The sequence below is a fragment of the Kocuria sp. GQ42 genome, assembly GCF_059758435.1.
On the sequence record NZ_JCAXEN010000023.1, the window covers coordinates 1 to 247 of the forward strand.

1 protein-coding gene is annotated in these 247 nt (G+C 70.9%); it reads left to right on the plus strand.

Going from position 1 to position 247, the window contains the following annotated elements; translation table 11 throughout:
• A partial coding sequence (locus AC6CH6_RS17895) for a 3-hydroxyacyl-CoA dehydrogenase family protein (RefSeq protein ID WP_498256167.1) occupies positions 1-247 on the plus strand: 247 nt, incomplete at both ends.

The following is a 247-nucleotide window of genomic DNA, read 5'->3' on the forward strand; positions in this document are numbered from 1 at the left end:
CGCGTGGCTGGCCACCAACACCTCCTCGCTGTCCGTGGACGGGCTGGCCGAGCAGCTGGGACGCCCCGAGCGGTTCTGCGGACTGCACTTCTTCAACCCCGTGCCGGCCTCGAAGCTCGTGGAGGTCGTGAACTCGAAGCACACCGGCGGGCAGCTCAGACGGCTCTCGGTGCAGTGGGTCGAGGGCCTCGGCAAGACCCCGGTGGTCGTCAACGACGCCCCCGGCTTCGCCTCGTCGCGGCTGGGC